Origin of the sequence: Pseudomonas indica NBRC 103045 (genome assembly GCF_002091635.1) — a bacterium.
Classification (GTDB): Bacteria; Pseudomonadota; Gammaproteobacteria; order Pseudomonadales; family Pseudomonadaceae; genus Pseudomonas_M; species Pseudomonas_M indica.
In genome coordinates, this window is sequence record NZ_BDAC01000015.1 from 45,171 (window position 1) to 71,679 (window position 26,509).

A 26,509-nucleotide genomic window follows, 5' to 3' on the forward strand; every position below is an offset into this window, starting at 1 on the left:
CTCAGTCTCCGCCTCCCAGGCGGCTGCCCCAGCCCAACTTGGTCCTGCAAATCTCGTAGTAGTTATGGTCCAGCGGATGAATCAGTCGCAACTTTTGAGGCTTCTTGCTGATGGTCACGGTATCGCCCGGCGCACAAGTGAAGTGGTTTTGTCCGTCGCATGAGACCTGCGGATAGATCTGCATGTTCGGCGATACAACGATTTTAAGTTCACTGTTGCCGTCCACCACGATCGGCCGGCTGGACAGGGTGTGCGGGTACATCGGCACGACGACGATGGCGTCCAGTTTGGGGTGCATGATCGGCCCGCCGGCCGACAGCGAGTAGGCGGTGGAACCGGTGGGCGTGGCGACGATCAGGCCGTCGGCCTTCTGGCTGCAGACGAACTGGCCGTCGATGTGCAGCTCGAACTCGATCATCCGGGTCGATTTGCCCGGATGCAGGACCACATCGTTGAGCGCATCGCCCTGGCCGATGGCCTCCGCATGGCGGCGCACCTCGGCCTGGAGCAGGAAGCGGCTCTCCACCAGGTATTGCCCTTCGAGCACCTCGGCGACCTTGGTTTCCAGCTCGTCCGGGCGAATGTCGGTGAGAAAGCCCAGGCTGCCGCGGTTGATCCCCAGCACCGGCACCTTGTGTCGCGCCAATGCCCGCGCCGCGCCGAGCATGCTGCCGTCGCCGCCGACCACGATCACCAGATCGCAGACCTCGCCCAGGTATCTCCGCGAGGAGGTCTGCAAGCCATGGCCCGGGAGCACTTCACCAATGGTGTCCTCGAGAATCACGTGCATGTGGCGGTCGAGCAGGAACCTCTTGAGCCGGCGAATGGTGTCGAGCACCTGGGAACTGCCCAGGCGACCAATGATGCCGATATTGCGGAATTGCTCCATGGGACTCCTGCGAGAACGAAGGACAGGTGGAGCCCGGATTATGGGCGAAAGGTCTCGACAGCGGCAAACCGGCGCGGCCAACGCGCTCGACAGCGCCAGGCCCCGCTGGGCTATGCTCGCAGCATGCAGCCGATTCCCGTTGCCCCCGATTTGCTCCCGCACCTGCGCCAACCGCGCGTGCGCGACCTCGCCTGGGCTTTGCTCGCACCGCCGCTGCTGCAGACCTCGCCTTGGCCGCAGCGGCACCCGCTGAGCGCCAGCGATTGGGCACGACAACCGGAACGACTGGAAAGCTGGCTACTGGCGCTCGACCGGGACAGCTCAGCCCTGAATGCCTGGTTGGCGCAGGGGTCTATCCGCCGCCTGGGGCTCTATTACGAGCGGCTTTGGCAATTCGCACTCAGCCAGGCGCCCGGCGTCGAGCTGCTCGCCGCCAACCTGCCGGTCCGGCTCGCGGGGCAGACGCTCGGCGAGTTCGACCTGCTGATACGCGACCACGAAGGCGTCCATCACCTGGAACTCGCCATCAAGCTCTACCTGGGACCGCCGGCCGGCGACGGGCACGACCCCAGCCATTGGCTAGGCCCCGGCAGCCATGACCGGCTGGACCTGAAGCTCAATCACTTGGTACGGCACCAGCTTCCGCTGTCGGCCAGCCAGAGCGGGCGCGCCACCCTGGCAGAGCTTGGCATCGAGCAGGTGACGGCCGCACTCTGGCTGGGCGGCTATCTGTTCTACCCCTGGCCACGGCGCTGCGAACCGCCCGCCGGCGCCAATCCGCTGCACCAACAGGGACGCTGGCTGTTCCATCGGGACTGGCCGGCCTTCTCCGCCGAACACGCCAGCGGACGTTGGCACCCCCTGCCCCGGCATGCCTGGCTGGCGCCAGCGCGCTACACAACCAGCGAGCTTCCGGAGGCCACCGAGCTACCCGCCTGGCTGGCGACGCTCGGCCCGCTGTCGCCGCCCTACCTGCTGGTCAGGCTGGAGGAGAACGCCGCAGGCGAGTGGATGGAAGCGGAACGTGTTTTCCTGGTGAACGATGGCTGGCCCCGCACGGGAGCCCACGAGAACGGCGACCTGTCGCCAGCCTGAGCCACCCTGTTGAAGCAAGCTCTCAGCGGCTCCGCTCGGTTCGGCCACCGGAGCGGGCCAAGTATCCTGCACCACTCTCGCAGAGCAGCCCTTCACGCTGGAGCGCCGGCAAGGCATCCAGTCCATCCCGCAGGGCGTAGGTTTCGAAACCCAGTTGCGACAGCAGGAACACTGCATTGGCGCTGCGTTTTCCGCTGTCGCAATAGCACAGATAGGTGCGCCCCTTGTCCAGCAGACGGGCCTTGAGGCGCAGCAGGTTCAGCGGCATGTTCAGGGACGAAGGCGCATGGCCGCGCTCGTACTCGTCCTGAAGACGTACATCCAGCCACTGGGCACCGGCCTCGATCATGCGCTCCGCCTCGCCCAGCGAGACCTCGGCCACCACCGGCGCCTTCAATAGCGCGAAGAAGTCCTGGCGATCCAGACGCAGCACGACGCCATCTTCCAGAAGGGTAACAGTGGCATTGCGCGGCCGATCGGAAAGCAACGCCTCCTCACCGAAACAGGCACCGACTTCCAGCTCGGCCAGCACCTGGGGCTTATCGGACGAATGACGGAGCACTTCGGCCCGACCGCTCTTGAGGAAGTAACAACAATCGCCCGCCTCGCCCTCTCGCAGCACGGTACTGCCGGCTGGCAGTTCGAGCCGGTGCAAGCGCCCCAGCATGGCGCGGACATTGGTCGGCGGGACCTTGGCGAACAGTGGGTTTTCCAGCAGGGATTCCAGCCACTCGACATCCTCGCCGCCCTGTTCCAGTTCGAGCAGCAGGTCCTGATAGGCCAGACGCCAGGTCAACAGCCGGCTCAGCGCCGCGCTGTCCAGCGCCAGCACACTGGCGTCGGTCAGTGCCCGCGCCTCGTGCAGACGCGGCAGACTGGGCGAAAGCGGATGGCAACTGGCCTCGCTGCCGGCAACGATCCGCTGTATCTGCCCTTGTGCATCCTGCAGCGACAGCTCGCCCGCCAGCAGGTAGTAGGTCATTCGCAACTGGTCGCCCTTTCGGAATAGGGTCTCACCCGCCAGCAACGGTTGCGGCACCATCTGCCCGCGCAACTCACGCCATTGGTGCTCGGACAATACATTCAGCGGCGTCAGACTGCGCAATTGCTCAGGGTTCAGGGGTTCGTTCATGGGTCTGTCGAGTTCGCTGGTCATGGCTGAGTGTAGCCGGGCGGATGTCCGACCGATGCCGACAAGGACCGACGGCCCTGCATCCCACCGGTGTGCACGAAAATCACGCGAGTGCCGGTCGCAAGGTAACCGGCCCCGACATGATAGCGCAACGCCATTAACGCCTTGGCGGTATACAGAGGCTCCAGTGGCAGACCGCTTGCCTGCTCGCTGTCGAGAAGAAACCGCGCCAACTCGTCATCCAGCCTGCCGAAGCCACCCCGACAAGCCTCCAGCAGGTTGTAGCCCCGGTCCACCGCTCCCGCCTCATCGAAAATCGCGCGGATGTTGGTCGCCACACCGTGATCGGCCGGAACCGCCATGGCACCGAAAACCGGACGAGCCCCCGACTCGGCAAGCACCAGCCCGGCCAGGGTGGTGCCCGTCCCGGCTGCCAGCCACCAGAAGTCATAATCTGCCCAACCGACGTCTCCCAACCGGCCCCGGACGTGCTCCACCAAGACCGTGCAGCCGAGCGCTCCGGTCAGGCCACCGCCCCCTTCCGGTACCGGATGCAGACCGGGATAGCGTTCACGCCACCCATCCCAGAAACCGTCCTCATGACGCGCCCGGTAACCGCCATAACCGAGCCAGTGAAGCTGCATGCCAAAGGCGCGCAAATCCTCCACGGTTGGCGTTTCCTTCGCCTCGCCGCGCAACAACCCGACGGTCGGGAAGCCGAACCGTTTGCCGGCGGCGGCCAGTGCATGCAGGTGATTGGAATGGGGGCCGCCCAGGCTGATCAGCCCTTCGGCCCCGGCGTCAAAGGCTGTGGCGAGATGGTGAAGCAGCTTGTACCACTTGTTGCCAGAAATCAGCGGATCGATCAGATCCAGGCGCAACACCGCAACCTCGACTCCGGCCCGCTCCAGCCAGTCGAGACACAAGCGCTGGAGCGGTGCCTCCAGTTGCGGCAGGGAACGAGGAAGCAACGGTTTAGCTGACGGTACGCAGGCGGGCGCTTGCCTTGTGCCGGGTACAGCAGTTGGACTCGCCGGACACGAAGCGGCTCGGCGTATCGACGCGGTCGATCGGCATGGCGCAACGCTCTCCGCTCGGCAACGACGCATCGCAGGTCGGCTGCTGGTAGTGCGCCAGCCACTCGCGGTACTGCGTCTCGGAGACGAAGCACTTGGTTGCGGCATACGCCATGGGGTTGTCCTGATAGCGGGCGATGTCCTGCAGCGGGATGGTGAGGTGGCCTGCACCGGGATGGTAGACGACGAAAACCACACCCAGCTTGGCCAGGCGCTCGAGAATATGGTCGCCGCCTTCGCTGGCGAAGCGGTCACGCTCCTGCTGCAGGCGCTCCACGTCCTTCTGCAACTGGGCCTGCTGCTCGCTGCGGTAGGCCAGCTCCACGTCGCGGATCGCCAATTGCTCCTTGTATTCCGCTACCGCCGCGGCGACCCGCACCTTCAATTCCTGATCGAACTGACTGCGCAGGATGTCGGACTCGGTACGTCCGTGACGCTCCATCGCGCGCATCTGCTCGGTCATTTCCTCACGGGTTTTCTGGATGCTGTCGGCCTGCGCCTCGAGCTGCGCCTTGAGGTTGGCATTCAGCTCTTCCTGCTGACGCAAGCCTTGATGCAGACGCTGAATTTCCGCCTGCAATTGCTTGCGCTGCTCCTCCGCCGCCAAGCGGAGCTTGGCCAGTTCCTCCTCGTGCTGCTGGCCCAGGCTGGCGATGCGCAATCGCTGCTGCTTGATAAGTTGCGCGGTTTTCAGCCGGTGTTCCTGATCCAACTGTTCGGCCAGTTTATCGGCCGACTCCTTCGCGGCATCCGGCGCGTACCACTTATCTTCCGGGGCCATCTGCAGGCGCTCAGGCGCGACGACCTGCGGCGTGTCATCCTCGACCAGCAAGCCGAGGTTATTGCGCTTGGCCGCATCGCGAAGAATGACCAGATCGTTCTGCCCTGGCGCCAGGCTGGGGTCCCACAGGTGCATCTGGTGCCAGGACACCGGGCACTGGCTGCGACAGGCCAGTCGGATCGGCCCGGCCCCCAGGTCGGGGCCACGGCCGGCGCGATCCGCCAGATGGCGCAACGGGATGTTCCAACCGGAATCGGCGCCGCCCTTTTCGTCGAAATCCAGGTAGAAGAAGACAGCAGCCCGCACCATGAGGCGGGGGTTGATCAGCAGATAGGCCGCGCGCATCTGCTGATCGGCGAACTCGGGGATATTCACCACACCGTCGAGCACGGCCTCGAACTCAGGAAAGAGCATTTCCTTACAAATGCCGCGCTCGCCGAAGAACATGACGGCTTCGACCATCTGCGGCTTGTTCTGGATGCTCATCGATTTCCCTCGTAGGCCAGCCCGGCAAATCCCCCGACATCAGGTCAGCGGATAATTCGCGCCTTAGAAACTGGCGCTATCTCGTTGTCCTTGCAAGTCTAGGGGAAAAAGCGAAGCGGGCAATGTGACCGGGTTAGCAGTACGCCGGCCTGTCTCGCCCGGCGGAAAGGAACGACAACGAAAGTTGTGAAGAGTTCCGTAGCCATGGCCGCCGATAATCTGTCAGCGCCCAAAAAGAAAACGCCCCGTCATCGGGGCGTTTGAACAGTGACGCGGATGTCCGTCGACCGGATTACAGCTCCGCAGCCAGACGCGAACCCTGGTTGATGGCCCGCTTGGCATCCAGCTCCGCGGCGACGTCGGCACCACCGATGAGGTGAACCCGCTGCCCCGCAGCCATCAACCCATCGTGCAACTCGCGCAGCGGCTCCTGGCCTGCGCAAACGATGACCGTATCCACCGGCAACACCTGGGGCTCACCTCCGGCGATACGGACATGCAGGCCGGTGTCATCGACCTTGAGGTACTCCACCGCGTTGAGCATTTGAACCTGCTTGTTCTTCAGGCCGGTACGATGAATCCAGCCGGTGGTCTTGCCCAGGCCGTCACCGACCTTGGAGGCCTTGCGCTGCAGCAGGTAGACCTGACGCGCCGCCGGATGCGGCTGCGGGCGCACGCCCGCAACACCCCCTCTCGCCTCCAGCGCCGTGTCGATCCCCCATTCCTTCCAGAACACCTCGCGGTTCAGGCTGCTGGCCTCGCCCTGGTGTGTGATGAATTCCGACACATCGAAACCGATACCGCCCGCGCCGATCACCGCAACGCGCTGGCCGACCGGCTTGCGCTCGAGGATGGCGTCTAAGTATCCGATCACTTTCGGATGCTCGATGCCGGGAATTTCAGGGGTACGAGGCTTGATCCCCGTTGCCAGGATGATCTCGTCGAACCCGCCGGCGGCCAGGCTCTCGACATCGACCCGGGTATTCAGCCGAACCTCGACGCCAGTGGTTTCCAGCTTGCGCTTGAAGTAACGCAGGGTTTCGTAGAACTCCTCCTTGCCCGGCACACGCTTGGCGACGTTGAACTGCCCACCGATTTCGCCCGCCGCATCGAACAGAGTGACCTGATGCCCACGCTCGGCGGCGACGGTGGCCGCCGACAACCCCGCGGGACCAGCGCCGACCACGGCGATCTTCTTCACCGTCACGGTCGGGATGTAGTTCAGTTCGGTCTCATGGCAGGCACGCGGGTTGACCAGGCAACTGGTCAGCTTGCCGCCGAAAGTGTGATCCAGGCAGGCCTGGTTGCAGCCGATGCAGGTATTGATCTCGTCGGCGCGGCCTTGCGCGGCCTTGTTGACGAAATCCGGATCGGCCAGGAATGGACGCGCCATCGACACCATGTCGGCATCGCCCTCGGCCAGGACCTGCTCGGCCACTTCAGGAGTATTGATACGGTTGGTAGTAATCAGCGGAATGCCGACCTCGCCCCGCAGCTTGGCGGTGACCTTGGTGAACGCCGCTCGCGGCACCTTGGTGGCAATAGTCGGGATGCGCGCCTCGTGCCAACCGATGCCGGTGTTGATCAGGGTCGCCCCGGCGGCCTCGATGGCCTTGGCCAGCATCACGATTTCGTCCCAAGTGCTGCCCCCCTCGACCAGATCGAGCATCGACAGCCGGTAGATGATGATGAAGTTCGGCCCTACCGCCTCGCGGACGCGGCGGACGATCTCCACCGGCAGGCGCATGCGGTTTTCGTAGCTGCCGCCCCAGCGATCCGTGCGATGGTTGGTATGAGCGACCAGGAACTGGTTGATGAAGTAACCTTCCGAACCCATGATTTCGACGCCATCGTACTCGGCACGCTGGGCCAGTACGGCGCAATTGACGAAGTCGGCAATCTGCTTCTGGATGCCTTCCTCGTCCAGCTCCCTGGGCTTGAACGGGTTGATCGGTGCCTGGATGGCGCTTGGCGCCACCAGTTTCGGACTGTATGCATAACGCCCAGCGTGCAGGATCTGCATGCAAATCTTGCCGCCTGCCTCATGTACCGCCTGGGTAACGATCCGATGCTTCTCCGCTTCTTCGACGGTAGTCAGCCTGGCTGCGCCCGAATAGACCCCGCCCTCTTCGTTCGGGCCGATGCCGCCGGTCACCATCAGACCGACACCACCACGGGCCCGCTCGGCGAAGTAGGCAGCCATCCGCTCGAAGCCATCGGGCTTCTCTTCCAACCCTGTATGCATCGAACCCATCAGGGTCCGGTTGCGCAGGGTCGTGAAGCCCAGGTCGAGGGGCGCAAGCAAGTGCGGGTAAATGGCGTCGGTCATCTTCGTTCTCCGAATCGGCTGTCACGGGCGCCCCGCCTCTGTGGGCGAAGTCGATGAGGGCAGACGATAAAGAGCGCACCGTTCCGGCTCAATGATCGAAAGTGACAACTTATTGATCGAAATGCACAGCCACGCTTGGCAAGTCTCCGGCATATGCCTACCCTGTGGCGCATATGCGCAAGATCTCCGCTCTTCTCGTCCTCGTTATCCTTGCCGGATGCCTCGCCGCCTTTCTGGTCTGGGCCGAACGGCGTCCCTCCGCCCATTACCTGTCCGATCTTCGCAACACGATCGACACGGAGCCCAGGCCCATCGACGCGGAGGCCAACATCCTGCTGATCCGTCCGGAACTCTTCCCGCTGGACTACCAGAGTCCGGACCACCTGCGGCTGAAGCTGGTCGCCGCCCTCGACCGCGCCAAGGTCGAAGGACTCCTCGACGCCAACACATTGGTGGCACTCCCCGACCATATCGGCACCTGGCTGCTGGCACGAGACGAAAAGGTCGAGTTCTATCGCGCCCGAAGCCGCCAGGAAGTCCGCGACTGGCTGCTTCTCGGCAATCCCCTGTTGGCGGTCAAGGCCCTGATGCTGAACCTCGACGCCGACCGCCTGGACGAAGCTCTTCTGAGAATGAAAGCCGAGCAGATGGCTGCGGACTACCAGCAATTGTTCTCCGACCTCGCCCGCGACTACCGCATCACGCTGTTGGCCGGTTCTATGCTGCTACCCGAGCCCTACTTGCAGGGCGGCCGACTGCACAGCGGCAACGGCCCCCTGCGCAATCTCAGCCTGGTATTCGGCCCTGACGGTGAAATTCTCGGCGATCTCTATAAGGAGCCCTGGCCCTGGCGCCCGGACAGCGGTCACACGCAGCAGGTGCAGCTGGGCGAGCACCATCTCAGCGTCGAGCGGGACTGGAGCCCCGGCTACCCGCAGACCGCCTTACGCGGGCCGGATGGCGAACCGGCAGGCGCCCCGCTGTTCCTTCGCGGGAAGCTGAGCTGGCCAATCGGCGGCGCCTCCCGCAACATCGAACTTACCCCCAGCGCCGCCCCCCAAATGAGCACTGCGCCGGGCAGCCATCTGCTCAATACCTGGATAGGGCCTCGATGAAGGCGCAGCGGGTCCGCCTCGGCGATCTCTCGGTGGGCTTCGTTCATAGCCTGGCCGATGTCGTTCAAGAACACGGGATCGATCCAGCGCCTCTTTTGGAGCAATACGGACTGGACCCGATGCGCCTGGGGGAATCCCGGGCACGGCTATCGATTCCACGCTACATGCGGCTCGGCCACGCGACGATACAATTGACCGGCGATGCTGCAATCGGCCTCTCGATGGGGCGGCTGAGCCGGCTCAGCCAAGTCGGCCTGGCCGGCGTAACCGCGGCGCTGGCTCCCACGGTTCGCGAAGCGGCACGTGCACTTATCCGCTTCGAACCGCTCTATGCCTCGAATTACCGTGGCCGCTCCAGCTTTCACGAGGATACCGGGGGCGCCTGGCTTCGCTTCTATTCCATTAGCCCGTACAACAACTACAACCGCTTCGTGGTGGACTCGGTGCTGTCCAGTTGGATTTTCCAACTCGGCCTCCTGGCCCAGCAGCCCCTTCGCGTGGAAAAAATCGAGATCGAATTTCCCGCCCCAGGCTATGCCGAGCGGTACATCGAACTGCTTGGCTGCGTGCCGGAATTCGGCGCCAAGGAAAACCAGCTGCGCCTGGATCAGGCGAGCCTGGCGCTGCGTAACCCGGAGCACTGCCCGAGCACCTGGCGCCAATTGCTGGAGATCTGCGAAAGAGAACTGGAGCAACAGACCCGCACTCGAAGCCTGCGCGAACGCATCATTCAATTGCTCGGTCCGCTGCTCAACGGACGCGAGCCAGACCTCGAAGAAGTAGCTGCACGCCTGCAACTGCCGACCTGGACGCTTCGTCGCAAGCTGGCCGAGGAAGGCACCCAGTTCCGCAGCATCCTCAACGATACTCGTCGCGACCTGGCGATGACCTACATTCGCGATACGGAGCTTGCCTTCGGCGAAATAGCCTATTTGCTCGGCTTCGCCTCTGCCGAAGCATTCCAGCGCGCCTTCAAGCGCTGGAGCGGACAGACGCCTGGCGAATTCCGCCGCGCTCAGCGTCAGGCGGGATGATCAGAGCTCGGTGGCGTCGTCCGCCGGCTCGACAGGATCTTGCTCGAAAGCGTGGTATTCGAGGAGCTCTTCTTGATAGTCGTCCATAGGGCTTTCTCCTGTGCTGTTGGAATTCAGAAAACAAAGACCATGCCAACAGGCTAAGGTGCCCGGATGAACAAAAAATGAAGGAAAGAATGCAAGGCAAAGAAAAAGCCCCCAGGTATCGCTACCTGAGGGCTTTCGATATGGCGCAGCGGACGGGACTCGAACCCGCGACCCCCGGCGTGACAGGCCGGTATTCTAACCGACTGAACTACCGCTGCGCGTCGGCTGGACTTTCGTCCGTTTCGCAAGGCCTTGGTGGCTGATGACGGGATCGAACCGCCGACCCCCTGCGTGTGATGCAGGTGCTCTCCCAGCTGAGCTAATCAGCCGATCGCCTTGCGAGGCGCGCAATTTACGCAGGCACCGAAGGTAAGTCAACACCCTGCTTGAATTTTTTCTTGAGAAGCTCGGAAACCAGGCACTCGATCGACACGCACGCTCGACAGCACATTCTGTATTTTCCAGCGCACCGGATTGGCGCAGCCAAGATACCCAAGCCCCAATCGTGATCACCGGCCCCGCCCTGCCCCATGCTCTGGACGATGTCTGTCGAAACAGGCACGACTTGAAACCGTAACAACCAACACGTATCACGGCCTTGCCGAAACGAGCGCCAGCCCGAGCCGGGCATCCAATATGTGCTGTCTCGCCGCGAGCCGGCGCATGACACCCGCTACTCTATGTGTCGCGTCAAGCACCCGGACGGGGTGCTGCTCGAGGCGCACGAGCTGTTATGATCGATACGCGATCCAACATAACTACAACGTTTGTCGGAGTGATTCCTTTGCCCTTTGCAGGTGCCCCGCGCTGGCTGCAGCAACATGCGCCCAAGCTGGTCGGTGCGGCATTGATATTCGCCATGTGCGTCAGCCTCGCCTGGCAGACCGCCGGATGGATACGGCTAATGCGCGCCCCCACCCAGACTGTCACCACCGATACCCCTGTCATTCATAGCGCGCCCGTGCTGGAACGATTGGAGCCTTTGTTCGGTCCTAGCAACGCAGTTGCCGGCAATGCACCACCGCCCGCGACCAACCTGCGCCTCACTTTGCATGGCAGCTTCGTGCATGCCGACCCGAAACGGTCCAGTGCAATCATCCAGAGCGAAGGAGGCAAGCCGCAGCGTTACCGAGTGGGCGCCGAACTGGAAGGCAGCATACGCTTGCATGCGGTCTATCGTGATCGCGTCGAGATCGAGCGCAACGGGCGATTGGAAACGCTGCCATTTCCCGCCGCACGATCGGGGTCCGGCCCCACCAACTACCTGATGGAAGAGTCGTTCGACCATACCGGGCAAATGGACATGCTGGAGCAAGAGGACGCCGAACTGCTGCGCGAACGGATGGAAGCACTGCGCGAACAAATGGAGGCGGCCGGTAGCGCGCCCGAGGATCACCCGGAGGAGACATCGCCGCCAGAGGATATGCCGAGCGACTCCGACACCGAACAGCCCATGGAAAGCGACTGAACCGATGCCTCTGACTTTTTCCCGTCTGACCTTAGCTCTCTTCATGGCCGGCGTGAGCGCTGTGTCGCAGCCGCTGCTGGCCGCCCCGCAAGCCGCCCCCAGCGGCATCACGCAGAACGACGAGCGCTGGACGATCAACCTCAAGGATGCCGATATCCGTGCGTTCGTCGATCAGATTGCGGACATTACCGGCGAAACCTTCGTCATCGACCCACGGGTGAAAGGTCAGGTCAGTGTCATATCGAAGGCCCCGCTATCGCTGAGCGAGGTCTATCAACTGTTCCTCTCGGTCATGGCCACCCATGGGTTCAGCGTCATTACCCAGGGCGATCAGGCGCGTATCGTGCCCAACGCCGAAGCCAAGGCCGAAGGCGGTATTGGCGGCCAGGGCGCTCCCGACAAGCTGGAAACCCGCGTCATCCAAGTCCAGCACGGCACAGCGGCCGAATTGATTCCGCTGATCCGCCCTCTGGTTCCGCAGTATGGCCACCTGGCGGCCGTGACTTCGGCCAACGCGCTCATCATTAGCGACCGCAGCGCCAACATCGCCCGCATCGAGGATCTTGTCCGTCAGCTCGACCAGAAAGGCTCGGACGATTACAGCGTCATCAATCTCCAGTACGCCTGGGTGATGGACATCGCCGAAGTACTGAACAACACGGCCAACCGCGGCCAGGCCAAGGGCGGTACCGGCACGCAGGTCATCGCCGACTCCCGCACCAATCGCCTGGTTCTGCTCGGTCCGCCGGCCGCACGCGCCAAGCTTGCGGAGCTGGCCCGCTCCCTGGACACCCCGACGACCCGCTCAGCCAATACCCGGGTGATCCGTCTCCGACACAACGATGCCAAGGCCCTGGCCGAAACCCTCGGACAGATATCCGAAGGCCTGAAGACACCGGAAGGCGGTGGCGGAGAGGCCGCAGGAAAGCCCCAGAACATCCTGATACGCGCAGATGAAAGCCTCAACGCCCTCGTCCTGCTTGCCGACCCGGACCTGCTGGCGCCCCTGGAGGACATCGTGCGTCAGCTCGACGTACCGCGTGCCCAGGTGATGGTCGAGGCCGCCATCGTCGAGATTTCCGGCGATATCTCCGACGCACTCGGTGTGCAGTGGGCCGTGGACGCCCGCGGCAAGACCGGCGGCCTCGGCGGTGTCAATTTTGGCAATACGGGCTTATCGGTAGGAACCGTGCTGAGCGCGATCCAGAGTGGCGAGATACCGGACGACCTGACACTGCCCGATGGCGCCATCGTGGGTATCGGCACCGACCATTTCGGCGCGCTGATCACCGCCCTGTCGTCCAACAGCAAGAGCAACCTGCTCTCGACCCCGAGCCTGCTGACGCTGGATAACCAGAAGGCGGAGATCCTGGTCGGCCAGAACGTCCCCTTCCAAACCGGCTCCTATACCACCGATTCGTCCGGCTCGAGCAACCCGTTCACCACCATCGAGCGCAAGGATATCGGCGTTACCCTCAAGGTCACGCCCCATATCAACGAGGGCGCCACCCTGCGCCTCGAACTCGAACAGGAAATCTCCTCCATCGCCCCCAGCACCTCGCTGAATGCGCAGGCCGTGGACCTGGTGACCAACAAGCGCTCGATCAAGAGCACCATCCTCGCCGAAGACGGCCAGGTCATCGTGCTGGGCGGCCTGATTCAGGACGACGTCACCCGCACCGACTCCAAGGTCCCGCTGCTGGGTGACATTCCCTTCCTGGGCCGGCTGTTCCGCTCCACCAAGGATCAGCACGTCAAACGCAACCTGATGGTTTTCCTCCGCCCCACCGTGATTCGCGACGCAGCAGGGCTCGCGGCGCTATCCGGGAAGAAATATGGAGATATACGCGTGCTGGACGACGATGCCAGCCGCAACAGGCCCAGCATCCTGCCGAGAAACCCTACTCAGCTGTTCGACGGCGGCCAGGGCGAACCGGCTATCGACGTGCGCCCGCACGATCAGAAGCCGTAAGACGACCAAGGAAGCAGCGGCCTCGGGGCCGCCGCATTCACGACAGCGCCACGATACCGCAGGATATGGATTCGGCGGTGGCAGCTCAGTCCCGGTAGATCATCTTGCGGGTCATGCCACCGTCGACGATGAACTCCTGGCCAGTCACGAAACCCGCATTATCCGACAGCAGCCATGCCACCAGCGAGGCAACGTCCTCGACGCTGCCGACCCGCCCAGCCGGATGCTGAACATGGTCGGACTCGCTCAGCGGCGCCTCATGGCGCGCAGAGGGATCGCGGGCATCGATCCAACCGGGGCTGACCGCGTTGACGCGAATGTCCGGCCCCAGGCTCAACGCCAACGCATGAGTCAGCGCCAGCAACCCACCCTTGCTGGCGGCATAGGCTTCGCTGTCCGCCTCGGACTGATGTGCACGGGTCGATGCCACGTTGACGATGGAGCCGTTGTGAGCGCGCAGGTAGGGGGCCGCATGTTTGGCCAACAGCATGGGACCCGTCAGATTGACCGCCAGAACACGGTTCCAATGCGATAACTGAAGGCTTTCCAGCGGAGGGTTGTAGGGTTCGGCAATCGCGGCATTGCATACCAGTGCGTCCAAACGGCCGAATTGTCCGAGCACCTCGGCGACGCCGACCGCCACTTGGCTCTCATGGGCCACATCCATCGCCACGAACCAAGCGTTGACACCCAAGGCTTTGGTCACCGTCGAACCGCGCTCGCGGTCCACATCGGCCAGCACGACCTGCCACCCTTCCGCGATCAGCCAGGCAGCGATTCCCAAGCCGATGCCGCGCGCGGCTCCGGTGACCAGAGCAACCTTGCCATTGGTCGGAGCCGCGTGCTCTCCCGACCACTCCATCATAAGGCGGCAAGGCCACGCGCCAAGTCGGCCTTGAGATCGGCGACATCTTCCAGGCCCACGGCGATGCGGACCAGCGAATCCTTGATTCCTGCCGCAGCCCGGTCTTCCGGCGTGAGACGCCCATGAGTCGTGGTAGCGGGATGGGTAATGGTGGTCTTGGTATCACCGAGGTTCGCCGTGATCGACACCAACCGGGTCGCATCGATGAAACGCCAGGCGCCATCCTTGCCGCCGCTCACCTCGAAGGCGAGTACCGCGCCGAAGCCCTTCTGCTGACGCTTGGCCAGCTCGTGCTGCGGATGGCTCGGCAGCCCCGCATAGTAGACCTTCTCCACACCCACCTGGGCTTCCAGCCACTCGGCCAGCGCCTGGGCATTGGCGCAATGGGCCAGCATGCGCAGACGCAGGGTTTCCAGGCCCTTGAGGAAAACCCAGGCGTTGAACGGGCTGAGGGTCGGCCCTGCTGTACGCAGGAAGCCAACCACCTCTTTCATCTGTTCGGCCTTGCCGGCGACCACGCCGCCCAGGCAACGTCCCTGCCCGTCGATAAACTTGGTCGCCGAGTGGATGACGATATCTGCGCCCAGGGCCAGCGGCTGTTGCAGCACCGGCGTACAGAAGCAGTTATCCACTACCAGCATCGCACCGCGGGCATGGGCCAGATCGGCCAGGGCGGCGATGTCCACCAGCTCGGCCAGCGGGTTGGACGGCGACTCGACGAACAGCAGGCGCGTATTGGGTTTGAACGCCGCCTGCCAGGCATCGAGATCAGCCAGGGGCACGTAATCGACCTGCACGCCGAAGCGCTTGAAATACTTCTCGAACAGCGTGACGGTCGCGCCGAATACGCTACGCGAGACAAGGATATGATCGCCCGCGCCACACAGGCTCATCACCGCGGCGAGGATGGCGGACATGCCGGATGCCGTCGCAACCGCCTGCTCGGCACCTTCCAGGGCCGCGATACGCTCTTCGAAAGCGCGCACGGTGGGGTTGGTATAACGCGAGTAGACGTTGCCGGGCACCTGGCCGGCGAAACAGGCCGCAGCATCCGCAGCGCTACGGAACACATAGCTGGAGGTGAAGAACAGTGGCTCGCCATGCTCTGCTTCCGGAGAGCGATGCTGGCCGGCACGCACCGCCAGCGTATCGAACGCCACCCCCTCCAGATCGCTATCCAGCCGTCCCGCATCCCATTCTTGCGTCATGTCATTCACCTTGAACCCGGCTCAGCGCCCACCGCGCTGGAGCCGTCGGTCAGTTGTTGTACAGATCGATGATCGCACTCACTGCGTGAGCCTTGGCCTTCGACGCATCGTTGCGCGCCTGTTCGATCTTGTTCAGGTAGGCCTCGTTGACGTCACCGGTGATGTATTGGCCATCGAACACAGCGCAATCGAACGCCTTCACTTCCGGATTGCCTTCCTGCACGGCTTCCTTGAGGTCCTCTAGGTCCTGGTAGACCAGCCAGTCGGCTCCGATCAGCTCGCAGACCTCCTCGGTGGTACGCCCATGGGCGATCAACTCGTGGGCGCTGGGCATGTCGATGCCATAGACGTTCGGGTAACGCACCGCCGGTGCCGCCGAACAGAAGTAAACGTTCTTCGCACCGGCCTCACGCGCCATCTGGATGATCTGCTTGCAGGTGGTGCCGCGCACGATGGAGTCATCCACCAGCATCACATTCTTGCCGCGGAACTCCAGCTCGATGGCATTGAGCTTTTGTCGCACGGATTTCTTCCGTGCAGCCTGCCCCGGCATGATGAAGGTACGACCGATATAACGGTTCTTGACGAAGCCCTCACGGAACTTCACGCCCAGGCGGTTGGCCAGTTCCAGCGCCGAGGTACGGCTGGTGTCCGGAATCGGGATGATCACGTCGATGTCATGTTCCGGACGCTCGCGAAGGATTTTCTCGGCCAGCTTTTCGCCCATCCGCAGGCGCGCCTTGTACACGGAAATGCCATCCATGATGGAGTCCGGGCGAGCCAGATAGACATGCTCGAAGATACAGGGTGCATATTGCGGAGCCTTCGCGCACTGACGGGTGTAAAGCTTGCCGTCTTCAGTGATGTAGACAGCCTCGCCCGGCGCCAGGTCGCGGATCAGGCTGAAGCCGAGCACATCCAGGGAAACGCTTTCCGAGGCGATCATGTACTCCACACCTTCGTCAGTGTGGCGCTGGCCGAAGACGATCGGGCGAATGGCGTTCGGATCGCGGAAGCCGACGATACCGTAGCCGGTAATCATCGCCACCACCGCATAACCGCCCCGGCAGCGCTCATGCACGCCGGAAACCGCCGCGAACACATCTTCCTCGGTCGGCTGCAACTTGCCCCGCACCGCCAGCTCATGGGCAAAGACGTTGAGCAACACTTCGGAGTCGGAGTTGGTGTTGACGTGCCGCAGGTCGGATTCGTAGATCTCCCGCGACAACTGCTCGACATTGGTCAGATTGCCGTTGTGTGCCAGGGTGATGCCATAGGGCGAGTTGACGTAGAACGGCTGCGCCTCGGCGGAACTGGAGCTGCCAGCGGTGGGATAGCGCACATGACCGATGCCCATGTGACCGACCAGACGCTGCATGTGGCGCTGCTGAAAGACGTCGCGCACCAGGCCGTTGTCCTTGCGCAGGAACAAACGCCCCTCATGACTGGTCACGATACCGGCAGCGTCCTGGCCGCGATGCTGAAGGACGGTAAGCGCGTCATACAGCGCCTGATTGACGTTCGACTTACCGACGATACCAACGATGCCGCACATGTGACGCAACCCCTGCTAGTAGTTCAGGCTAATTCTGGTCATGACGCCGGAGCGTTGCATGCCCTTTATCGGCGACTTCAGCTCTGCGAGCCGAGGCCGCCGGCGATCCATTGACTGGAAAGGCCCAGAATGAGGTTCTTGGACCAGTCCGCAACCATCAGAAAATGCGGCAGCAGCGTCGACTGCTGCCACCACGGGTCCTGGTGTACCGGCGCCAGGCTGAGCAGCCCAACCAGCACGACGACCAGCAAGCCACCACGGGCGGCGCCGAAAACCATACCCAGGAAACGGTCGGTTCCGGACAGACCGGTTACCCGGATCAGCTCACCGATCAGGAAATTGACCAACGCCCCCACCAGCAGGGTAGCGACGAAGAGAATGGCACATGCAGCGATCACGCGCGCAGAAGGTGTTTCGATGAATTCGCTCAGATGCTGCGACAAGGCACCACCGAACATCCAGGCAATCACGCCTGCGATGATCCAGGTGAGCAGCGACAACGCTTCCTTGACGAAGCCACGCTTCAAGCTGATCAGACTGGAAACGGCGATGACGGCGATGATCGCCCAATCGACCCAGGTGAATGCCACGGTGCAGCCTACGAACGGAAAAGGCGCTGCATTTTAGCAGAGCGCCGGGTCTGGGGTAAGCCGCAGCTCACCCCTTCTCAGGCTGGAAGCGCACGACAAAGCCGTTCAGTTTCTGCTGACGGCTCAACTGATCGCGCAGGCGATCGGCCTCCGCGCGCTCGATCACCGGCCCGACGAATACCCGGTTCATGCCATCGGCACTGCGGATATAAGCGTTATAGCCCTGACTGCGCAGCGTTTTCTGCAGATTTTCAGCGCTGGCGCGATTGGACAGGCTGGCCAACTGGACCGACCAACTGACTGGCAGGCCATTGACATCAAGGCGGCTTTCCGACGCCTTCGCCGGCACGCTGGCCGTCGGCGAGGCAGCCGGCTTGGTGGCCTCCTCTTTCGGCGCTTCGGCAGGCGTGACAGGGGCGGTCTGCTCATTCGGAAGCGAAGCGACGGGCTGCGATTCGGGCGGCGTCACTTCGCTCGGAATCGGTTCATCCGGCAATTGTTGCGGCTCAGGCACCACCGTCTGCTCCATCTCGATTTGAGGGGGCGACGGCATCTGCGGCATGGAGGGAGCGTCTACCGCCACTTGACGCAGTTCATCCTCGCGAGAAAACAGCATCGGCAGGAAAATTACGGCCAGTGCAATAAGCACCAAGGCCCCCACCATGCGTTGCTTGAGCCCTTTATCCAGCAAAGCCATTCCCGCTTCCCCTTAAGCGCGCCGGGCCAACCAGTCGAGAGCCTCGGCCACACAGTAAAACGACCCGAACACCAGGATCTCATCACCCGCTGCCGCCCTTGCGCATTGAGCTTCCAATGCGGCCTCGACACTGCCATAAGCCGCCACGCTCACGCCATGGTTCAGCAAGGCAGCTTCGAGCTCTGCCGCCGGACGAGTCCGCATCGTCGGCAACGGCACCACTGCCCAGTTGGCGATCTCGCCAAGCAGTGGTCGGATTACGCCTGGCAGGTCCTTGTCGGCCAACAAGCCGAATACCGCCAGGCGAACACCCGAGACGGGACGATTGGCCAAGCGCCGAGCAAGATAATCGGCAGCATGGGGATTATGCCCAACATCGAGCAGCAGCGTGAGCGGCTTACCGCTCCAATCGATCCGACGGCGATCCAGGCGCCCGACCACCCGAGCCTGCTGCAACGCTGCGGCAATCTGTTCCGATTGCCATGGCAAATCCAGCAAGGCATAGGCCTGCAAGGCCAAAGCGGCATTTTCCATCGGCAAATCGAGCAGGGGCATATCGTGGAGTTCCAAGACTTCGCCTTCCTTGGTCAACCCACGCCAGTGCCAGGCACGATCATCGATTGCCAGATCAAAATCGCGGCCACGCAGGAAAAACGGCGAATCCAGCTCGAACACCCGCTCAAGCAGCGGCGTCGGTGGATCGAAATCGCCACACAAAGCCGGCTTCCCGGCACGGAAGATGCCTGCCTTCTCGATTGCAACGCTCTCGCGCGTGTCTCCCAGCCACTCGGCATGATCCAGGCCAATGCTGGTAACCAGCGCCAAGTCGGGATCGACCAGATTGACCGCATCCAACCGACCACCGAGACCGACTTCAAGCACAGCAGCATCGAGACCGGAACGCTGGAACAGCCAGAAGGCCGCCAGCGTTCCCATTTCGAAGTAAGTCAGGCTGATTTCGCCCCGCGCCGCCTCGACAGCGGCAAAAGCCTCGCAAAGCGCCGCATCCGTTGCCTCCAAACCATCAATCTGCACTCTTTCGTTGTAGCGCAGCAGATGCGGCGAACTGTAAACCCCGACCTTGAACCCCTGCTCCTTGAGCAAAGCCGCAAGAAAGGCACAGGTGGAGCCTTTGCCGTTCGTGCCGGTCACCGTGATCACCAGCGGCGCTGGCTTACCCAACCCGAGCCGGAGAGCCACTTCACGCGACCGCTCCAACCCCATATCGATGGCTGACGGATGCAGTTGCTCCAGGTAAGCGAGCCATTCGGCCAGAGAACGTGCTGTCATGCCGTGGCCGGGAGACGGGCCGGACTCGGCATCCCCATGAACTGGGCAAGCAGCGCAGCCAGGCGCGGACGAAGCTCGGCGCGAGGAATGATCAAATCGATGGCGCCATGATCCAGCAGGAACTCACTGCGCTGGAAGCCCTCAGGCAGCTTCTCCCGCACTGTCTGCTCGATGACCCGCGGACCGGCAAAACCGATCAGCGCCTTGGGCTCGGCGACAATCACGTCACCCAGCATCGCCAGACTGGCAGACACGCCACCGTAGACCGGATCGGTCAGCACCGAGACGAAGGGAATCCCCTCCTCCCTCAGTCGCGCCAGCACGGCGGACGTCTTGGCCATCTGCATCAGAGAGATCAGTGCTTCCTGCATACGCGCACCGCCGGAAGCAGAGAAGCACACCAGCGGGCAACGCTGTTCCAGAGCGACATTGGCGGCGCGAACGAAGCGCTCGCCTACGATGGCCCCCATGGAACCGCCCATGAAATTGAACTCGAAGGCACAAGCCACGACGGGCATGCCTTGCAACGTACCGCGCATGGACACGAGTGCATCCTTTTCGCCGGTCTGCTTCTGCGCGGCAGTCAGACGATCCTTGTATTTCTTGCTATCGCGAAACTTGAGACGGTCGACCGGTTCGAGCTCCCCCCCCAGCTCCTCACGCCCCTCGGCATCCAGAAAGATGTCCAATCGGGTCCGTGCATCGATGCGCATGTGGTGGTTGCACTTCGGGCAGACATCGAGCGTCTTTTCCAGCTCCGGCTTATAAAGCACGGCATCGCAGGAAGGGCACTTGTGCCAGAGCCCTTCCGGCACAGAGCTTTTCTTCACTTCGGAACGCATGATCGAAGGGATCAGCTTGTCTACCAACCAGTTGCTCATGCTTTCTTCTCCACAGCTTTCACGCCCGGACGCGACAATTCCTGAATGCGTCCCAGAGCAAATTCATGATTGCGGCCAATGTCAGGGCCGGCCCGGCAAATCTGCAACGACTCGCCACAGCGACGCCTACCGCCAACATCGGCCACCTGAGCGACTGCACGGTCGCAATGGCACGAAACCAAAAAACTCGATGCCCCAACAGCGTTGAACCATCGACAACGACAACCACCGAAGCCCGAGATGGCATCACGCTAGTGGACGGCTGCGAAACCAAAGCCGTCACATGCCACCGCGGCTACTCGAAACCGCCGCGAAAATTAAACTGAGACGCTTCGCTACCGGCAATTCCGGACAGCCGCGACAAAAGCACGAATCCTCTCGGGGTCCTTCACCCCCCGACTCGACTCGACCCCACCACTGACATCGACGGCATACGGACGGACCTGGGCGATGGCTGCGCCGACATTCCCGGCCGTCAGCCCCCCGGCCAGAATCACCGGCCTGGACAAACCGGCCGGCACAAGAGACCAGTCGAATGCTTCACCTGTCCCCCCCGGCACTCCGGGCACGTAGGTATCGAGGAGGATGCCGGACGCCTTTCCATAACACGCAACGGCAGCAGCGATATCATCGCCAGGCTTCACTCTCAGCGCCTTGATGAAGGGGCGATGGAACCCTTCGCAATCCGACGGGGACTCGTCACCATGAAATTGCAGAAGGTCCAGCGGCACGGCATCGAGAATCTCGTTCAACTCGCGCCGGGAGGCATTGACAAACAAGCCTACCGTCGTCACGAAAGGAGGTATCGCAGCGATAATGGCCCGGGCCTGCTGAATCGTTACCACGCGCGGACTTTGCGGATAGAAAACCAAGCCAATGGCATCGGCGCCCGCCTCGGCAGCGACCAGCGCATCCTCGACCCGGGTAATTCCACAAATTTTGCTGCGAACGGCTGTCAACGTGTTGCCACCTCAAAAGAAAGGCTCGATGGTAACAAATGCCCTTCTATGCGTCAGCCCGCCAGCAGAGGCAATCCCGAGAGGAAATGTGGCCCGATGTAACGCTCCGGCAGATCGAACTCTTCGGGATATTCCACCTGTACGAGATAAAGCCCATAAGGATGGGCGGTTACGCCGCCAGCCCGTCGATCACGAGCATCGAGAACCTCACGCACCCACCCGACAGGCCGCTCTCCCGCCCCGATGGTCATGAGAACCCCTGCGATATTGCGCACCATGTGATGCAGGAAAGCATTGGCGCGTATATCCAGAACGATGAAACATCCCTGCTGCAGGACATGCAGATGATGAACCGTCTTGACCGGCGACTTCGCCTGGCACTGAACCGCACGGAAGGACGTGAAGTCATGCGTACCAATCAGACACTGGGCGGCATCGCGCACACGTTGCACGTCCAGCGGGCGATGATTCCAGGTGACCTCCTCCGCCATGTGGGCCGGGCGGATCTGATCGTTGTAGATCACATACCGATAGCGCCGAGCAAATGCCTTGAAACGCGCATGGAAGTGACTCGGCATCGGCTGGGCCCAGGTCACACTGATATCCGGGGGGAGATTGGCATTCCCCCCCATGACCCACGCCTTCAATGGGCGCTCGACGGTTGTGTCGAAATGCACCACTTGGCCACTGGCATGCACGCCAGCATCGGTTCGGCCTGCACAAACGACTGAAACCGGCTCAGCCGCCACTTTCGATAGCGCGCGTTCCAGCGCCTCCTGAACAGACGGAACACCAGCCTCCTGACGCTGCCATCCGCGGTAACGGGCACCCTTGTACTCGATGCCCAGTGCAATCCTGGAAACGCCAGCGGCAGCCATTTCGGCTGCCGCTGCGGGAAGTACCTCAGTCATGAATCAGGCAAGACGGGCGAGCAATTCGCGCGCTTCCTGCTGCTGGATGTCGCTACCCTCCGAAATCACTTCGTCGAGAATGTCACGAGCCCCTTCGGCATCGCCCATATCGATATAAGCGCGCGCCAAGTCGAGCTTAGTGGCGGTTTCGTCGGTTCCGGCAAGGAAATCGAAATCATCATCCGCATCCAGATCGGCCACATTCGGCGTGCTGGCCGCCGGCTTAACCGGCTCCCCAACATCCGCCTGCGGTTCGAGGCTGTCGGCAAACGCTTCGAGCTCGGCGTTGACCTCATCGAGCTGAGCCGCGAAATCATCAGCCTCCGGCTTGGCAGCGGCAGGAGCTTCATCGGCTACTGACAGATCGAAGTCGGCAGGAAGATCGAACTCACTCGCCGCTTTCTCTTCCGGCAGTTCCAGCGTCGGCAGCTCGACAGACGGCCCTGCACTGGCAACGGCAGGCTCGTCGTCCAGGGAGAGCAGGAAATCATCTTCTTCGATTGCCGGGGCCTTGCTTTCCTCGTCCAGGTCCAGGCTGAAGTCCGCCAGATCGTCACCGAGCCCCAAGGCAGTTCCGCTCGCCGGCTCATCCGCAAAGTCCAGGCCGAAATCGAGGCTTTCATGGGAGGTCGAAGCGGCTGGCGCAGTATCGAGCCCGAAGTCGAGATCGGAATCCAGGCTCAGGTCATCGAGACCGAGATCATCGGAAACCGGTGCAGGTGCAGCCGAGCTTTTCAGATCACGCTCAAGGTCCGCCTCAAGGTCATCCAGGCTGAGATCGAAAGCATCGTCCAGATTCCCCTGAGTAGCGGGGGCCGCGGCCTGTGCCGGCTCGTCCAGCGTGAGATCATCCAGATCGAAGCTGTCGAAATCGTCTGCCGCCGCAGCAGCGGCCATGCCGCCTGCCAGAGCGACCATTGCTGGGTACTTGGCCTTAAGCTGTTCGACTTCCTGGCCCGCCCCGCCGATCTCGCGCAGTTCGTTTTCCTGACGAGCGAAACCTTCACGATCGCCCAGTTCCGCATAGACCTCCATGAGCTTGAGGCGAAGGTCCTTGCGATGAGGCTCGTCATTGATTGCGTTCTGCAGAAGCTCAGCCGCCTGATTGAAACGACCATAGGCGATATAAATGTCAGCCTCACCCAGCGCATCGCTGGTTTGCGCCGTTACGCGCTCTTCCTGCTGAGCCTGCGCGACCGGGGAACGCTCGAGGTCGGCTTCCAGATCCGCGAAACTGTTCTCGGGAAGCTCCGACTCGCTATCGAACGCATTATCGCCATCCTCATTCAGGGAAAGACTGTTCTGCAGCTCAGCCTCCTTCATGGCGTTGCGCCGCGACAACACCATCAAGCCGACCAGGAGCAGCAGTAACGCGCCACCACCAATGATGCCGAGCAGCATAGGATTGCCCAGAAGATCATCGATGAAGCTCGTGGGCTGAGGCTCTTCTACAACCGGCTTCGGAGCCGGGGCTGCAGGAGTCGGCTTGGCCGGCTGGGCAGAGGGAGCCGATGCCGGCGGCTTAACGGCATCAGCCGGCTCACTGGCCGGCTGCTGTACGTTGGTCTGAGGAGCCGCGCCGGGTTCGGCGGCCGGCTCCTCACTGTAGTTGTAGTCAGGAGCCGCAGGGGTCGGCGGAGTCGCCGGTGCCTCAGCCGCAGGTGGAGCCGATTGCTCCGGCGAAGCAGGTGCTGCCGCCTCGGGCTTGGGCTCGTCCGCCCCTCCGGCCCCGGCCTTGCCCTGGTTAGCCAAGTCGGCTTGCATTTTCGCGAGTTGGTCATCCTTCAACTGGATCAGTCGCTGCAGTTTTTCCAGTTGGCTCTGAAGATCCTCCATCCGGCTCTTCAGTTCTTCATTCTCACGCCGCGTGGAATCCAGGCTCTCCTGAGTTACCGCCAACTTATCGGCAAGGGCCTTGCTATCGCCACCAGTACCTTTGTCACCTTTGGCGGCTGCTTTACCGGTATCACCCGAGACCAAGCGCAGACTGTCCTTGCTTTCTACCCGAGCCGGCGCAGCACCGGCAGTATCACGCTTGGTGGCATCGAGCTGCCGGGTTCCCGCAACGACACTTCGCCCTTCGCGCCATGCGGTATTTTGCGCAGCGACCTGCGCAATCGCCTCGCTCTGCGAACGGCTGCGAACCTGCTGCTCATCGGGCAAGCGAAGGACCTGGCCGCTCTTGAGACGGTTGATATTGCCGCCAACGAAGGCATCCGGGTTGAGATCCTGGATGGCCAGCATGGCCTGGTGGACGGAACCGCCCGGTACACGCTGGGCGATATCCCAGAGGGTGTCGTTGGAGCTGGTCCGGTATTCGTTGCCACTCAGCGAAGCAGGTGCCGGACGACTGGCGCCGGACGACTGCGTAGCCGGTGCTGCCGGGCGCGGAGCAGGCGTCGCGGCAGGACGCGGTGCAGAAGAGGCAACCGGCAATTGCGGAGCGACGGCTGGTGTCGACGGTGCGTACAGCGGCGGGTCCAGCAACAGTGTGTATTCGCGCAGAAGACGACCGTTCGGCCAGAGCACTTCGACCAGGAAATTCAGGTAGGGCTCGCGAACCGGTTTGCTGGAGGTCACCCGGATAACGCTCTTGCCGTTCGGCTTAAGCACCGGCGTGAATTTGAGGTCGGTCAGGAAATACTGGCGATCGACACCAGCCTTGTTGAATTCCTCAGGAGAGGCCAGGTTGGGAATCACTTCATTGGTGCTCAGATCCCGAACTTCCAACAACTCGATTTCCGCGACCAATGGCTGGTTCAGCGCGGACTGCAGGGTCACTTCCCCTAGCCCCAGCGCATGCGCCATACCGGAGGACAGCGCCGAAGCAGCTGCAATTGCCAGCACCAGTTTGCGAACCCGAACCATAGCGTTATCCCTTGTTTTAACTTTTTTCTCGATATTCGAGAGGGTCTTAATAGTCGCCGCCTGCCATCCTCACGGACGTTCCCCGCCAGCGAACAGCTAAGCCAGTATTGCCAACCTAGAATAGTTCTTCAAATTTCAGGTAAGTATCTTTGACAGATAGTCTTTTATCAATAACTCACCCAACTGCACTGCATTCAGAGCGGCGCCTTTTCGTACGTTATCAGACGCAATCCACAAATTGAGTTCATGGGGATTGCCTAGCCCGCAACGCAGCCTTCCGACATAGACGACATCCTGGCCGACAGCATCTCCGACCACCGTCGGATAGTCCGGAGACTCTACCCGCTCGATGCCTTGAGCGTCATCGAGTGCCGCACAGATTGCCTGCAAGTCGATCACTTTTTCGCTACGCAGCATCACACTCAAGCTATCGCCGAAGAAGACCGGAGCCTGCACGCAAGTAGCCGAAACGTCCAGCGCAGAAATTCGAAACATCTGCTTCAACTCGGACACCATGCGTTTTTCAAGAAGCGCATGGCCTTCCGAATCCACTTCACCCACCTGAGCCAATAGATTGAAGGCAGCCTGCCGATCGAAGAAGCGCGGCTCCAGCGGGCGGGCATTCAACAATTCGGCCGTCTGACGCGCAAGTTCATTTACCCCCTCACGCCCCAAGGTGGAAACCGACAGACAAGCCATGGCACAGACCTGGCGCAGATCGAGCAAAGGGTGCAACGGAGCCAACGCCGTTGCCAGGGCGACCACAGGAGCGCAAGGGCTGGTCAGACGATACGGCGCTTTGAGCCCCGCCAGGACGTCGGCATTGACTTCCGGTACCACCCGGATCGCATCGTCGAGCGATAAGGCACCGGACAGATCGATGAAAGAGCAGCCCGCCTCAGAAGCACGCGAGGCGTACTCTCGTGTAACGGCCGGGCTACCCGCGAAGAAGGCCAGACGAACCTGGGAAAAATCGAACCCGTCGAGGGCACGCACGCGCAGGTTCTTACCCCTGAAGGGCACGGATTGGCCTGCGGAGTCGCCACTGGCGAGCAGGTGCAAGGTGGAAACCGGGAAATCGCGCTCTTCGAGGAGCTGAACGAGGGCTTCGCCGACAGTGCCGGTGGCGCCGATCACGGCAATATCGAAGGACTGGCTCATGGTCTGCCTCTGAGAGATAAAACGGAGAGGCACTTTATAGAGGAAAGGGCGGCAGCGAAA

General features: G+C 62.2%; 21 protein-coding genes and 2 tRNA genes. 5 read left to right on the forward strand and 18 right to left on the reverse strand.

Annotation, left to right across the window (positions count from 1 at the left end):
* Position 1 precedes the first annotated feature (1 nt).
* Positions 2–889, reverse strand: coding sequence for an NAD(+) kinase (locus tag PIN01S_RS17830; protein ID WP_084337434.1), 888 nt, complete (start codon positions 887–889; stop codon positions 2–4).
* A gap of 132 nt (positions 890–1,021) precedes the next feature.
* Between PIN01S_RS17830 and PIN01S_RS17835 the strand changes: the two genes are divergently transcribed.
* Positions 1,022–1,984 (forward strand): DUF1853 family protein, encoded by a 963-nt coding sequence (locus PIN01S_RS17835; RefSeq protein WP_212633069.1) that lies wholly within the window; start codon positions 1,022–1,024, stop codon positions 1,982–1,984.
* Positions 1,985–2,006: 22 nt separating this feature from the next.
* On the opposite strand, the gene PIN01S_RS17840 is transcribed toward PIN01S_RS17835, so the two are convergent.
* The 4 genes from PIN01S_RS17840 to PIN01S_RS17855 form a co-directional block, all read right to left on the reverse strand.
* Positions 2,007–3,116 (reverse strand): cyclic nucleotide-binding domain-containing protein, encoded by a 1,110-nt coding sequence (locus PIN01S_RS17840; RefSeq protein ID WP_084337438.1) that lies wholly within the window; start codon positions 3,114–3,116, stop codon positions 2,007–2,009.
* 20 nt (positions 3,117–3,136) lie between these two features.
* Entirely contained in the window at positions 3,137–4,087 is a 951-nt protein-coding gene (locus tag PIN01S_RS17845) for a 1-aminocyclopropane-1-carboxylate deaminase/D-cysteine desulfhydrase (protein WP_084337440.1), read from the reverse strand.
* Between the two features lie 4 nt (positions 4,088–4,091).
* The gene (locus PIN01S_RS17850) at positions 4,092–5,459 is read right to left on the reverse strand and encodes a chromosome partitioning protein ParA (RefSeq protein WP_084337442.1); all 1,368 of its coding nucleotides are present in this window, start codon (positions 5,457–5,459) and stop codon (positions 4,092–4,094) included.
* Positions 5,460–5,751: 292 nt separating this feature from the next.
* Positions 5,752–7,788 (reverse strand): NADPH-dependent 2,4-dienoyl-CoA reductase, encoded by a 2,037-nt coding sequence (locus PIN01S_RS17855; protein ID WP_084337444.1) that lies wholly within the window; start codon positions 7,786–7,788, stop codon positions 5,752–5,754.
* Positions 7,789–7,961: 173 nt separating this feature from the next.
* On the opposite strand from PIN01S_RS17855, the gene PIN01S_RS17860 reads away from it, so the two are divergent.
* Together PIN01S_RS17860 and PIN01S_RS17865 are read left to right on the forward strand one after the other, a co-directional pair.
* Positions 7,962–8,903 carry a carbon-nitrogen hydrolase family protein gene (locus PIN01S_RS17860; protein ID WP_084337446.1) on the forward strand — a complete coding sequence of 314 codons (942 nt, stop codon included), beginning with the start codon at positions 7,962–7,964 and terminating at the stop codon, positions 8,901–8,903.
* Positions 8,900–9,937, forward strand: coding sequence for an AraC family transcriptional regulator (locus tag PIN01S_RS17865; protein ID WP_084337448.1), 1,038 nt, complete (start codon positions 8,900–8,902; stop codon positions 9,935–9,937). Before PIN01S_RS17860 ends, PIN01S_RS17865 begins: the two co-directional genes overlap by 4 nt.
* A 228-nt stretch (positions 9,938–10,165) precedes the next feature.
* Here PIN01S_RS17865 and PIN01S_RS17870 read toward each other — a convergent pair.
* Both PIN01S_RS17870 and PIN01S_RS17875 read right to left on the reverse strand, forming a co-directional pair.
* A tRNA-Asp gene (locus PIN01S_RS17870) sits at positions 10,166–10,242 on the reverse strand.
* A gap of 35 nt (positions 10,243–10,277) precedes the next feature.
* Positions 10,278–10,353, reverse strand: a tRNA-Val gene (locus tag PIN01S_RS17875).
* Between the two features lie 404 nt (positions 10,354–10,757).
* Here PIN01S_RS17875 and PIN01S_RS17880 point away from each other — a divergent pair.
* The gene (locus PIN01S_RS17880) at positions 10,758–11,492 is read left to right on the forward strand and encodes a type II secretion system protein N (RefSeq protein WP_084337450.1); all 735 of its coding nucleotides are present in this window, start codon (positions 10,758–10,760) and stop codon (positions 11,490–11,492) included.
* 4 nt (positions 11,493–11,496) lie between these two features.
* Entirely contained in the window at positions 11,497–13,464 is a 1,968-nt protein-coding gene (gspD, locus tag PIN01S_RS17885; RefSeq protein WP_084337452.1) for a type II secretion system secretin GspD, read from the forward strand.
* Between the two features lie 85 nt (positions 13,465–13,549).
* Here gspD and PIN01S_RS17890 read toward each other — a convergent pair whose 3' ends face one another.
* The 11 genes from PIN01S_RS17890 to PIN01S_RS17940 all read right to left on the reverse strand — a co-directional run bounded on the left by PIN01S_RS17890 (position 13,550) and on the right by PIN01S_RS17940 (position 26,449).
* On the reverse strand, positions 13,550–14,329 hold the full coding sequence (locus PIN01S_RS17890; protein WP_084337454.1) for an SDR family oxidoreductase: 780 nt from the start codon (positions 14,327–14,329) through the stop codon (positions 13,550–13,552).
* Positions 14,326–15,537, reverse strand: a complete 1,212-nt coding sequence (locus tag PIN01S_RS17895) for an O-succinylhomoserine sulfhydrylase (RefSeq protein WP_084337456.1) — start codon at positions 15,535–15,537, stop codon at positions 14,326–14,328. The genes PIN01S_RS17890 and PIN01S_RS17895 overlap by 4 nt, the downstream gene beginning before the upstream one ends.
* Positions 15,538–15,586: 49 nt before the next feature.
* Complete coding sequence (gene purF / locus PIN01S_RS17900) at positions 15,587–17,092, reverse strand: amidophosphoribosyltransferase (protein WP_084337458.1); 1,506 nt, start codon at positions 17,090–17,092, stop codon at positions 15,587–15,589.
* 77 nt (positions 17,093–17,169) lie between these two features.
* Complete coding sequence (locus PIN01S_RS17905; protein WP_084337460.1) at positions 17,170–17,682, reverse strand: CvpA family protein; 513 nt, start codon at positions 17,680–17,682, stop codon at positions 17,170–17,172.
* Positions 17,683–17,749: 67 nt separating this feature from the next.
* Positions 17,750–18,379 carry an SPOR domain-containing protein gene (locus PIN01S_RS17910; protein WP_084337462.1) on the reverse strand — a complete coding sequence of 210 codons (630 nt, stop codon included), beginning with the start codon at positions 18,377–18,379 and terminating at the stop codon, positions 17,750–17,752.
* Between the two features lie 12 nt (positions 18,380–18,391).
* Positions 18,392–19,669 carry a bifunctional tetrahydrofolate synthase/dihydrofolate synthase gene (folC, locus tag PIN01S_RS17915; RefSeq protein WP_084337464.1) on the reverse strand — a complete coding sequence of 426 codons (1,278 nt, stop codon included), beginning with the start codon at positions 19,667–19,669 and terminating at the stop codon, positions 18,392–18,394.
* Positions 19,666–20,550 carry an acetyl-CoA carboxylase, carboxyltransferase subunit beta gene (accD, locus tag PIN01S_RS17920; protein ID WP_084337466.1) on the reverse strand — a complete coding sequence of 295 codons (885 nt, stop codon included), beginning with the start codon at positions 20,548–20,550 and terminating at the stop codon, positions 19,666–19,668. Before accD ends, folC begins: the two co-directional genes overlap by 4 nt.
* 335 nt (positions 20,551–20,885) lie before the next feature.
* Positions 20,886–21,509 (reverse strand): phosphoribosylanthranilate isomerase, encoded by a 624-nt coding sequence (locus PIN01S_RS17925; protein ID WP_084337468.1) that lies wholly within the window; start codon positions 21,507–21,509, stop codon positions 20,886–20,888.
* 53 nt (positions 21,510–21,562) lie between these two features.
* Positions 21,563–22,420, reverse strand: a complete 858-nt coding sequence (truA, locus tag PIN01S_RS17930; protein WP_084337470.1) for a tRNA pseudouridine(38-40) synthase TruA — start codon at positions 22,418–22,420, stop codon at positions 21,563–21,565.
* 3 nt (positions 22,421–22,423) lie between these two features.
* Positions 22,424–25,288 carry a motility hub landmark protein FimV gene (locus tag PIN01S_RS17935; RefSeq protein ID WP_084337472.1) on the reverse strand — a complete coding sequence of 955 codons (2,865 nt, stop codon included), beginning with the start codon at positions 25,286–25,288 and terminating at the stop codon, positions 22,424–22,426.
* Positions 25,289–25,423: 135 nt separating this feature from the next.
* Positions 25,424–26,449: an aspartate-semialdehyde dehydrogenase gene (locus PIN01S_RS17940; RefSeq protein WP_084337474.1), complete on the reverse strand. Its 1,026-nt coding sequence runs from the start codon at positions 26,447–26,449 to the stop codon at positions 25,424–25,426.
* Positions 26,450–26,509 lie beyond the last annotated feature (60 nt).

What these genes read in the sequence shown, in the direction of transcription:
- PIN01S_RS17865 (WP_084337448.1), top strand. Translation starts at nt 8,900, where the DNA reads ATGAAGGCGCAGCGGGTCCGCCTCGGCGATCTCTCGGTGGGCTTCGTT.
- accD (WP_084337466.1), bottom strand. Translation starts at nt 20,550, where the DNA reads ATGAGCAACTGGTTGGTAGACAAGCTGATCCCTTCGATCATGCGTTCC.
- gspD (WP_084337452.1), top strand. Translation starts at nt 11,497, where the DNA reads ATGCCTCTGACTTTTTCCCGTCTGACCTTAGCTCTCTTCATGGCCGGC.
- PIN01S_RS17880 (WP_084337450.1), top strand. Translation starts at nt 10,758, where the DNA reads ATGATCGATACGCGATCCAACATAACTACAACGTTTGTCGGAGTGATT.
- PIN01S_RS17910 (WP_084337462.1), bottom strand. Translation starts at nt 18,379, where the DNA reads ATGGCTTTGCTGGATAAAGGGCTCAAGCAACGCATGGTGGGGGCCTTG.
- PIN01S_RS17850 (WP_084337442.1), bottom strand. Translation starts at nt 5,459, where the DNA reads ATGAGCATCCAGAACAAGCCGCAGATGGTCGAAGCCGTCATGTTCTTC.
- PIN01S_RS17860 (WP_084337446.1), top strand. Translation starts at nt 7,962, where the DNA reads ATGCGCAAGATCTCCGCTCTTCTCGTCCTCGTTATCCTTGCCGGATGC.
- PIN01S_RS17895 (WP_084337456.1), bottom strand. Translation starts at nt 15,537, where the DNA reads ATGACGCAAGAATGGGATGCGGGACGGCTGGATAGCGATCTGGAGGGG.
- truA (WP_084337470.1), bottom strand. Translation starts at nt 22,420, where the DNA reads ATGACTGAGGTACTTCCCGCAGCGGCAGCCGAAATGGCTGCCGCTGGC.
- PIN01S_RS17855 (WP_084337444.1), bottom strand. Translation starts at nt 7,788, where the DNA reads ATGACCGACGCCATTTACCCGCACTTGCTTGCGCCCCTCGACCTGGGC.
- folC (WP_084337464.1), bottom strand. Translation starts at nt 19,669, where the DNA reads ATGACAGCACGTTCTCTGGCCGAATGGCTCGCTTACCTGGAGCAACTG.
- PIN01S_RS17940 (WP_084337474.1), bottom strand. Translation starts at nt 26,449, where the DNA reads ATGAGCCAGTCCTTCGATATTGCCGTGATCGGCGCCACCGGCACTGTC.
- PIN01S_RS17935 (WP_084337472.1), bottom strand. Translation starts at nt 25,288, where the DNA reads ATGGTTCGGGTTCGCAAACTGGTGCTGGCAATTGCAGCTGCTTCGGCG.
- PIN01S_RS17890 (WP_084337454.1), bottom strand. Translation starts at nt 14,329, where the DNA reads ATGATGGAGTGGTCGGGAGAGCACGCGGCTCCGACCAATGGCAAGGTT.
- PIN01S_RS17830 (WP_084337434.1), bottom strand. Translation starts at nt 889, where the DNA reads ATGGAGCAATTCCGCAATATCGGCATCATTGGTCGCCTGGGCAGTTCC.
- PIN01S_RS17840 (WP_084337438.1), bottom strand. Translation starts at nt 3,116, where the DNA reads ATGAACGAACCCCTGAACCCTGAGCAATTGCGCAGTCTGACGCCGCTG.
- purF (WP_084337458.1), bottom strand. Translation starts at nt 17,092, where the DNA reads ATGTGCGGCATCGTTGGTATCGTCGGTAAGTCGAACGTCAATCAGGCG.